Source organism: Amycolatopsis sp. GM8, assembly GCF_021653975.1.
Classification (GTDB): domain Bacteria; phylum Actinomycetota; class Actinomycetes; order Mycobacteriales; family Pseudonocardiaceae; genus Amycolatopsis_E.
In genome coordinates, this window is record NZ_JAJKFK010000011.1 from 1 (window position 1) to 9616 (window position 9616).

The window sequence follows — 9616 nt, forward strand, 5'->3', positions numbered from 1 at the left end:
CCACATGATGGGTATACGCCGCCTGGGTCAAATAGCCGCCGGAGGTGTGCAGAATCCCCTTCGGCTTCCCCGTCGTACCGGAGGTGTAGAGGATGAACAACGGATGCTCCGCATCAAACGCCTCCGGCGTGTGTGTCGGGGATTGGGTGTCGACCAGGTCGTGCCACCACACATCCCGACCCTCGCGCATCGGGATATCCGCCGCCCCGGTGCGGCGCACCACGATCACCTTCTCCACCGACTCGGCGCCCTCCAAAGCCTCGTCGACGTTGGCTTTCATCGGGGCGGCCTTCCCCCGCCGATACTGCCCATCCGAGGTGATCACCACCCTGGCCTGCGCGTCATCCACCCGCGACCGCAACGCCGTCGGCGAAAACCCCCCAAACACCACCGAATGCAACGCGCCGATCCGGGCACACGCCAGCATCGCCACAATCGCCTCCGGAATCATCTGCAACTGGATCGCCACCCGATCCCGCGCCCCCACCCCCAACGACAACAGGGCATTCGCCGCCCGGCACACCTCATCCTGCAACTGGGCATAGGTGATATCGCGGGTATCACCGGGCTCACCCACCCAGTGGATCGCGACCTGATCCCCGAACCCGGCCTCCACATGCCGATCCACACAGTTGTAGGCGACGTTGAGCTTCCCGCCCACGAACCACTTCGCGAACGGCGCCCCCGACCAATCCAACACCTGAGACCACCGCGTATCCCACGACAACCGCTCCGCCTGCTCGGCCCAGAACGCCTCACGATCGGAGTTGCCCCGCTCGTACCAGTCCGCGGTCGCGTTCGCCTGGGCGGTGAACTCGGCGGACGGGGGGAACGTCCGGTTCTCGGTGAGCAGATTGGACAAGCCGGGGGACTGCTCGGTCATGGTGTACGGCCTCCTGAGATCTTCGGCTGTGGTTTTACGCCGGAAGCACGGTATCGACGTGGTGCGCACAGCGAAAGGGCGCGGTTCCACAGGTGCTGTGACATGGGACTTGTGGATGATTCGATCTCATCCTTGCACGACCGCGATCATCGGGTGGACTGCTGCGGATGCCACTTTCCAAAAGGCCAGTTCGGGCCACATATGCTCGCCGGTACTGGGGTGGTCCTGAGGAGGGCGCATGGCTGAGCGGGAAGAGCTCACCTGGGAGATGTTCGGTTCGGCCAGCAGGGCGCTGGCGCGGATGATCGCGGACGACGGGTTCGAACCCGATCTGATCCTGTCGATCGCGCGCGGTGGCCTGTTCGTCGCCGGCGCGCTCGGTTACGCGCTCGACGTGAAGAACCTGCACGTGATGAACGTGGAGTTCTACACCGGCGTCGACCAGCGGCTGGACCTGCCGGTGGTGCTGCCGCCGGTGCCGAACGTGGTCGACTTGGCCGGCGCGAAGGTGCTGGTCGCGGATGACGTGGCCGACACCGGTGCGACGCTCAAGCTGGTGCGCGACTTCTGCGCCGATCACGTCGCGGAGGTGCGCTGCGCGGTGATCTACGAGAAGCCGCGGTCCGAGGTCGCGTGCGAGTACGTCTGGCGGCGAACCGACAAGTGGATCAACTTCGCGTGGTCGGCGCAGCCGCCGGTCGTCCAGCGAGCCGGGCAGGTGCTGGAAGCGTGACAGACCCGCTCGCTCCACTGCTGGACCTCGACGGGGTCGCGGCCGCCGTGAAATCGGCTCAGGACGCGATCTTCGCCGTGCACCGTCATCCGGCCAACCTCCGTGGCGGCCCGGCGACCGCCGCGGAAGCGTCGGTCCGCGCGGCACGGGCGTCCGCCGCCATCGACGGGGCCGACCCGGAGATCCCCGCGGACGCCGAGGTGACGGATCCGCTGCTGGCCGGCGCGCTGCGGGTCGCGGAGACGCTTGAGGCGCTCCTGCCGACGTGGCGTCGCGCGCCCGCGCAGGCACTCGCGCGCATGCACGTACTGGCTGCGGCCGATCTGGTCTCGGACGCGGAGGCGCTCGGCCGTCCCCGCGCCGGGACGGGGGCCCGCCTCGAACTGCTGACCCAACTGCTCACCGGTGCCACCTCGGCCCCCGGCCCGTTGCAGGTAGCCGTCGTACACGGCGAATTGCTGGCGCTACAGCCTTTCGGCACCGCGGACGGCGTGGTCGCACGCGCGGCGGCCCGGCTGACGATGGTCGCGACCGGCACCGACCCGAAATCCCTGACCGTGCCGGAGGTGGCCTGCCTGCGCCGGGTCACGCGCTACCGGGAAGCCGCGGCGGCCTTCGCGACCGGGGAACCGGACGGCGTCCGGGACTGGCTCTTGTTCTGGTGCGACGCCATGGAAAAGGGTGCCCGCGAGGCCCGCGGGATCGCGGAAGCGGCAGGCTGAGAAAACGCTTTCGCTCCACCGGGTTGCTTGCCGCCCCGACAAGCTGCCCGGTGGAAACGCCTACGCCGTCAAGGCCGCGCAGGCGTCGACGGCGTCCCGGACATGCCCGCCGCTGGCGGCGAGCATGGCTGTCGCGGTGTTGGCGTCCACGCCGCACAACAGGCGCATCAGCGCGATCTTGAGATCGCCGTCCGCCTCGGCGAGGGCGTTGACGCATTCCTGCTCGCTCGCGCCGGTCGCCTCGCGCAGGATCCGCAGCGTCCGCCCGCGCAGTTTCGCGTTCGTCGCGCGCATGCTGACCATCAGATTCGAATAGGTCCGCCCGAGCTTGATCATCGTCGCCGTCGAGAACGCGGTGAGGATCGTCTTCTGCGCGGTGCCCGCCTTCATCCGGGTGGACCCGGCGATCACCTCCGGCCCGGTGTCGACCGCGATCAGCACGTCGACCCCGGCCGGCCGCACCGCCCGCGCATTACCCGAGACGAGCCCGGTGCGCGCGCCCTTCCGGCTCGCCGCGGCCAGCGCGCCGAGCACGTACGGGGTGCGCCCGGACGCGGTCAGCCCGAGCACGAAGTCACCGGGCTCGACCGCGGCCGAAAGCTCCGCGGCCCCGCACTTCGCGTCGTCCTCGGCGTTCTCGACGGCCTTCTGCAGGGCCTGGGTGCCACCGGCGTGGTGCGCGACGAACCAGTCGTCGGGCACGTTGTAGGTGGGCACCAGTTCGGCGGCGTCGAGGACGGCGAGCCGCCCGGAGGTGCCGGCGCCGACGTAGTGCACCCGATGCCCGGTCCGCAGCGCTTCCACCGCGTAGTCCACCGCGACGGCGACCTCGGGCAGCACCTCACCAACGGCTTCGGGCACCCTCCGGTCCTCGGAGTTGATCATGGTGAGGATGCCGAGCGTCGGCATGCGGTCGATGTCGGTCGTCCCGGGATTCCGTTGCTCGGTCGGAGAATCGACGTGCACCACCTGGCTCGGCACCGTCATCATGCGCCTCATTTCCGTCGCTCACTTACCGGTCTCGCGGGGGCGTCGCCTGCCGTCGGGCCGCACGCCGAGCCGATGTGTGCCGACCGCCTCGCGGGTGGCGTCCAGCGCCCGCGAGGCGTCGTCCATGTGCCGCTGCGCCACGCCGATGAACAGGCAGTCGATGACCGTCAGCTGCGCGATCCGGCTGGCCGTCGCACCCGAACGGAACGTGGTCTCGCGGGCGGCGGTGGTCAGCACGAAATCGGCGACCTCGGTGATCGGGGACCGCGGGAAGTTCGTCAGCGCGACGGTGGTGGCGCCGTGCTCGCGGGCTACTCGCAGCGCCTCGACGGTGTCGGTGGTCGCGCCAGTATGCGAGACGCCGATCGCGACGTCGCCGGTGCCGAGCACCGCGGCCGAAGTGAGCATGATGTGCGTGTCGGACCACGCGAAGCACACCCGGCCGATGCGGTGCAGCTTCTGCTGCAGGTCGGCGGCCACGAACGCGCTGGCGCCGACGCCGTAGACATCGATCCGGCCGGCCTCGGCGAGGATGCCGATCACCCGCTCCAGCGTCGCGATGTCGAGCTGGTCGGCGGTCTCCTCGACCGCGCGGGCGTCGGCGAAGCTGACCTTGCCGACGACGGCGGCCAGGTCGTCGTCGACGCCGATCTCGCCGCCGAGGTTGCGGGTCGTCCGCGCCTCGGTGCGGGCGGTGTCCGCCGCGAGCGCGATCCGCAACTGGGGGTAACCGCCGACACCGACCGCCTTGCAGAACCGGGTGACCGTGGTTTCGCTGGTGTTCGCCGCGAGCGCGACCTCGGTGATGCTCCGGCGGGCGACCGAGGAGGGATCCTCCAGCACGACCTTGGCTACGCGCTGTTCCGCACGGGCCAATCCGGGCAGAAGCGAGCGAATCCGCACCAGCGGACTGGTTTCGGGCTCCCGGACGGCCGGAACGGTCTCCGTCTGTGCCGGATCGGTTACGGAATCGGTATCAGTATCCGTGGGAAAGTTACTAACCGTCGACATTTGAGACAAGGCTACCCACATCCTTCGGGATGATCGCAACACGTCCGCCCCTGCACGTCCGAGCTGCGCTGACTCAGTTGCCCAGAAAGTCGCCAACCAGGTCAAACTTGTTAACGTCTACTTGTTAACGACTTGGCAACTTGTTGTGGTTCCCGAAACAGCCAACGATCGTCGGTAGCCCGCGGCGCTCGATCGGTGCTAGGGAATCCCCGGCCGCATATTAAGTCGTGATCGGCCGGAAATCGCCTCCCTGTTCACCGCGATTTTTGCGCCCATCCGACAGCGGAGAGTGAGGACGGGGTCCGTTCAGCATCCACCAGCTTGCCGTTAGTGCTGGTTACTCGTACACCGTCGATCAAGACACCCCGCCCGGTGTACGACGTGTCCGTCGTATAGCGCCAGCGGAGAATCACCTGACCAGCCGCCGGTACTTGTGCCGCCACCCGCCACCAAACCCGGTGTCCGTGGCCACTCAGCGTCAGCACGGAATCGTCGGGAGCACCCGGACCGGTTGCCCGTACCGGCACGGGCTGCCATGTAACACCGTCCGCGCTCGACTCGAGGACGAGCGGATCGCTGGCCTCGGTGTCGACGAACGCCTCGAAATCGATGAGCGTCGAGCCAGCCGGGTGTAACACCGGCGTCGTCAGGGTCGCCGTGGCGAGATTGCCGATGCCGCTGAACCACGCGTCCGGCCCGCGCACGGGCCGCACCGCCATCGCCCGCGCCAGCGAACTCGCCCAGGTCTCCCGCGCGAGGTTGATGGAACCCCAGTTCCGCGTCGGGTGCACCCGGTTGGTCAGCAGGATCGCGATGGACCTCGACTCCGGGTCGATCACGAACGTGGTGCCGGTGAACCCGGTGTGCCCGGCGGTCACGGGTGAGGACAGCGCGCCCATGTAGAACATCTGGTCCAGCTCGAACCCGAGCCCGTGGTCGTCACCGGGGAACCCCGCGTTGTGGTTCGTCAGCATCTGCCGCACGGTCTCGGGCTTCAGGATCCGCGCACCGCGGTAACTCCCGCCGTTGAGGATGGTCTGCGCGAGCACGGCCAGGTCACCGGCTGTCGAGAAGATGCCGGCGTGCCCGGAGACACCCCCGAGCGCCCAGGCGTTCTCGTCGTGCACCTGACCCCGGACCAGGCCGCGCGGCGGATCCGTCTCGTACTCCGTCGCCGCGATCCGGCCGAGCTCGCCGGCCGGCGGGTTGAAGCCGGTGTCGCGCATCCCGAGCGGCTGCGTGATCCGATCGTGCACGACCTTGTCCAGCGGCGAGCCGGTGAGCTGCTCGACCAGGAAGCCCAGCGTCATCAGGTTGATGTCGGAGTACAGGTAGGTCGAGCCCGGCAGGTGCACCAGCGGGCTGTCGAGCACCGCCTTGCGGCGTGCGGGAAGGTCGGGGTAGCCCTGCCACAGCGACGGCGCCGGATCGGCGTCGAGGCCGGAGGTGTGCGTCAGCAGCTGCTCGACCGTCACGTACTGCTTGCCGTTCGTGGCGAACTCGGGCAGGTACTTCGCGACCGGCGCGGACAGCTCGACCTGCCCCGCCTCGACCAGCTGCATGACCGCGATCGAGGTGAACAGCTTGGTCACCGAGGCCATATCGAAGATCGTGTCCGCGCGCATCGGCACCTGCTGGTCCGCGGGCAGCTCGGTGCCCGCGGCGTCGGCGTACCGCAGCGCCTGCCCGGTCGCGTACCGGTCCACGACCACGCCGTCGTGCGCCAGCAGGCCGACCGCGCCCGAGAAGTGCGGATGACCAGTGGTCGGGTCGTTCTGCGCCCAGCTCGCCAGGAACTGCTCCGCGGACCGGATCGGCGCGGGGTCGAGACCGACATCGGCCGGGCTTCCGTCGCGCAGCACCGTGCCGGCGGGCGCGAAACCCTGCTGCGGCCGGTCGAATCGGCCCGCCCACGGCTGCTCGGCGATGGCGCTCGCTCCCGGCACGGTCAGGGTCGCGACGAGGAACGCGACCAGAAGTTTGCCGACACGCATGCTGACCTCACCAGTAGAGCAAGTACGGCTGCCGGCGGGCGACGAAACTCGCCAGCTCGGCCTGCCACGATCCGACGATCTCCTCCACACCGGCGCCCGCGTCGACCATCTTCCGCAGCCGGTCCGAGCCCGACAGCTTGTCGATCGCCAGGTCCGGGCGCCACCCGAACAGGCCCGGGTGCAGGCGTTTGGCGGTGACGAACATCGCGACCGCGGTCCGGATCGCGTCGAAGGCGCGCGGCTCGGTGACGGTGAGTTCGACGCCGCCGCAGGTTTCGTTGACGAACTTGGAGAACGTCGGCACGAAATACGTTTCGCGGAACTCGACGCCCGGCAGCGCGAGCCCGGAAAGCGCTTCCCGCCACCGCCAGTCCACTCCCGGCGCGCCGACGATCTCGAACGGCCGCGTCGTGCCGCGACCCTCGCTGAACAGCGTGCCCTCGACCATGCCCAGTCCGGGATAGACCAGCGCGGTGTCGGGGGTGGGCATGTTCGGGCTCGGCGGTGTCCACTTCAGCCCGGTCTGCGCGAAGAACGTGTCCCGGCGCCAGCCCTGGACCCGCATCACATCCAGGTCGAGTTTCGCGGTCAGGAACTCCCCGGCGAAGAACCGGGCGAGCTCGCCGACCGTCATCCCGTGCTGCTGCACGATCGGCTTGAGGCCGACGCCGGAAGCGGACGCGGGGTCGAGCATCGGGCCGAATGCCTGGCCGCCAACGGGATTCGGCCGGTCGAGCACGATGAACGACGCGCCGACGCCGGCCGCGGCGACCATCGCCGTGTACATCGACCAGATGTAGGTGTAGAAGCGCGCGCCGATGTCGGCGATGTCGAAGACGACCGTGTCCACACCGGCCTTGGTGAACATCTTCGCGAGGCTGTCGGCCGTCGCGCCATAGGCGTCGTAGACCGGGATCCCGGTGCGCGGATCGGTGTAGTCGCCTTCGGACCCACCGGCCTGCGCACTGCCGCGGAAGCCGTGCTCAGGGCCGAACGCCGCGACCGGCTTCACCCCGGCGGCGACCATCGAATCCACGATGTGGTCGAGGTTCGCGAGCACCCCCGTCGGGTTCGACAGCACCCCCACCTTGCGCCCGGCGAGCTTGCGCCAGCCCTGCGCGGCGAGCTGGTCCGCGGCGGTGATCACGGCGGTTTCCGTTGTGGCGCGAGCGATCCCGGAGCCACCGGCGAGCAGTGGCGTCGCGAGGGCGCCGGCCGTGAGGAAGCCGCGGCGGTTGAGGTTCACCAGGTCAGCCCCGTGTCGAACGGGTACAGGACCTTGCCCGGCTCGTCGCCCGCCGGGATCGCAACGGGCAGCTTGCCCTGCGGCGAAATCTGCCCCAGCAGGACCTTCGCCAGCGATTTCATCGTCACGTCCCGCCAGTCGTAGGTCGCGACCCAGGTCGGCACGTCGGCGTAACCCGGGTCGTACGGCTCCTGCACGGTCACCGCGATGACGGGCTTGCCGGTCGCGACCAGACCGTTGATCAGCTCCTGCTGCTGCGCCGACGTGCGCAGGCCGTTGGTCAGCACGATCACGGTGTCGGACTGCCGGGCGGCGTTCACCGCGGCGGCGATCTGCTCAGGCGCCGGGCTCGCGCCGGTCGAGACCGCCGTGCCGCCGAGCTGGTTAGCCAGTGTCGCAACGGGTTCGGCCGGATAGCCGGGATAAGCCGGGTTGTCCCAGCCGGTCACCAGGACCTTGCCGGCGTTGTGCAACGGCAGCAGCCCGGCGTCGTTGCGCAGCACGGTCGTCGTCCGATCGGTCAACCGCTGGACGGCGTCCAGGTGCGCGCGCGTGCCGACGGTTCGCCCGACGGCGCGCGGATCGACGAGCGGTTGCGCCACGATGCCCCGCTTGCGCTTCAGTTCGAGGATGCGCAGCACGCTCTGGTCGATGCGCTGCTCGGTCAGCCGGCCGCTCTTCACCGCGTCGAGGACACCGTTGATCGAGGCCGCCGGGTCGGGCGGCATGAGCATCTGGTCCACGCCCGCTTCCAGCGCCAGCACGGGAATCTCCGAGTCCGGATGCATCTGCCGCACGCCCGCCATCGCGAGGGAGTCGGTGACGACGACACCGTTGTAGCCCAGCTCGTCACGCAGGATGCCGGTCATGATCGGCTTGGACAGCGTGGCCGGCTCACCCGAGGGGTCGAGGCTGGGCACGGTGATGTGCGCGGTCATGATCACGTCGATGCCGGCCTTGATCGCGGCCTGGAACGGCGGCAGATCGATCTCGCGCCACTGCTGCTCCGTCCGGCTGATCACCGGAAGGCCGGTGTGACTGTCTGTCGCGGCGTCACCATGGCCGGGGAAATGCTTGGCAGCAGAGGAAACCGTCTCGGCCGGCCGCCCCGAGTTCTGGTAACCGTCCACCTCGGCGGCGACCAGCCGACCGGTCAGCGCCGGATCGGCGGAGAACGACCGCGAGCCGATCACCGGGTTGAGCGGGTTGGAGTTGACGTCGGCATCCGGCGCGAAATCCTGGTTGATGCCCATCGCCCGCAGCTCGCGAGAGTTGATCGCGGCGAGCTGCCGCGCGTCCTCGGCACTGCGCCCGGCCCCGACGGCCATGCTCGCCGGATATTCGGTCGCCGGCGCGGAGATCCGGGTGACCCGGCCGCCCTCCTGATCGGTCGCGATGATCAACGGCAGGCGCGCGCCCGAGGACAGCGCGGCGCGCTGCAGCCCGTTCGACAGGTTCGCCACCTGCGCCGGGTCGTCGACGTTGTCGGTACCGGAATTGTTGAAATAGATGACTCCGCCCGGGCGATAACGCTCGATCACCTCGGCCGGAGTGTCGACTCCGTACTTCGCCAGATTGCCCGGATCGTCCGCGGTCCTGCCCTGCACGTCCAGCACGAACAGCTGGCCGACCTTCTCCTCCAGGCTCATCCCGCGCAGGACCCGGACGGCCCACGAGCCCGGTGCCGCGTCCGCCACGTTCACCCCGCTCACGACCAGCAGCCCGGCGATCGACGCGGCGAGCGCATGCTTCCTCCGGATCACGAGCGCCTCCCTCAGTACCGGCGCGCGGTGGAAGAACTCCACCAAAGCTGCCGGTAGCGGGAAAGCTACTCACTTGTCCGGATCCGGGTCAACGTCCGGATGGCCGTTGACGTGGCGGTTCCCCCGGGACGGCATCCCTGTGATGCGGCGGCGTCGGAATGCCGACCCGGGGAAACACCCCCCGAACGTGCGCGGGGCGCCACCGGCAAAGCCGGTGGCGCCCCCCCCCCCCCGCGAACAACGGGGGGCCCACCGGGACCACCAGAAGGAGAAA

The 9616-nt window shown here is 69.3% G+C and carries 8 protein-coding genes; 2 read left to right on the plus strand and 6 right to left on the minus strand.

The genetic code is table 11. The features are described from left to right. Positions 1 to 883 (minus strand): AMP-binding protein (locus LOZ83_RS35650; protein WP_236796281.1); only part of this gene is annotated, 883 nt, incomplete at its 3' end. Positions 884 to 1121: 238 nt separating this feature from the next. Here LOZ83_RS35650 and LOZ83_RS35655 point away from each other — a divergent pair. Then, positions 1122 to 1616, plus strand: coding sequence for a phosphoribosyltransferase (locus LOZ83_RS35655; RefSeq protein ID WP_236796282.1), 495 nt, complete (start codon positions 1122 to 1124; stop codon positions 1614 to 1616). Then, positions 1613 to 2338 carry an oxidoreductase gene (locus LOZ83_RS35660; protein ID WP_236796283.1) on the plus strand — a complete coding sequence of 242 codons (726 nt, stop codon included), beginning with the start codon at positions 1613 to 1615 and terminating at the stop codon, positions 2336 to 2338. The genes LOZ83_RS35655 and LOZ83_RS35660 overlap by 4 nt, the downstream gene beginning before the upstream one ends. 60 nt (positions 2339 to 2398) lie before the next feature. Here the strand turns inward: LOZ83_RS35660 and LOZ83_RS35665 are convergent, their stop codons facing one another. From LOZ83_RS35665 to LOZ83_RS35685, 5 genes are all read right to left on the minus strand, one after another. Beyond that, positions 2399 to 3328: an N-acetylmuramic acid 6-phosphate etherase gene (locus LOZ83_RS35665; protein ID WP_236796284.1), complete on the minus strand. Its 930-nt coding sequence runs from the start codon at positions 3326 to 3328 to the stop codon at positions 2399 to 2401. An 18-nt stretch (positions 3329 to 3346) separates the two neighbouring features. Further along, positions 3347 to 4339 carry a MurR/RpiR family transcriptional regulator gene (locus tag LOZ83_RS35670; protein ID WP_255826787.1) on the minus strand — a complete coding sequence of 331 codons (993 nt, stop codon included), beginning with the start codon at positions 4337 to 4339 and terminating at the stop codon, positions 3347 to 3349. A 254-nt stretch (positions 4340 to 4593) separates the two neighbouring features. Continuing rightward, on the minus strand, positions 4594 to 6333 hold the full coding sequence (locus LOZ83_RS35675; RefSeq protein ID WP_236796286.1) for a serine hydrolase domain-containing protein: 1740 nt from the start codon (positions 6331 to 6333) through the stop codon (positions 4594 to 4596). A 7-nt stretch (positions 6334 to 6340) separates the two neighbouring features. Next, positions 6341 to 7579 carry an exo-beta-N-acetylmuramidase NamZ domain-containing protein gene (locus LOZ83_RS35680; protein ID WP_236796287.1) on the minus strand — a complete coding sequence of 413 codons (1239 nt, stop codon included), beginning with the start codon at positions 7577 to 7579 and terminating at the stop codon, positions 6341 to 6343. Further along, on the minus strand, positions 7576 to 9342 hold the full coding sequence (locus LOZ83_RS35685) for a glycoside hydrolase family 3 protein (RefSeq protein ID WP_374202761.1): 1767 nt from the start codon (positions 9340 to 9342) through the stop codon (positions 7576 to 7578). Before LOZ83_RS35685 ends, LOZ83_RS35680 begins: the two co-directional genes overlap by 4 nt. Positions 9343 to 9616: the final 274 nt, after the last annotated feature.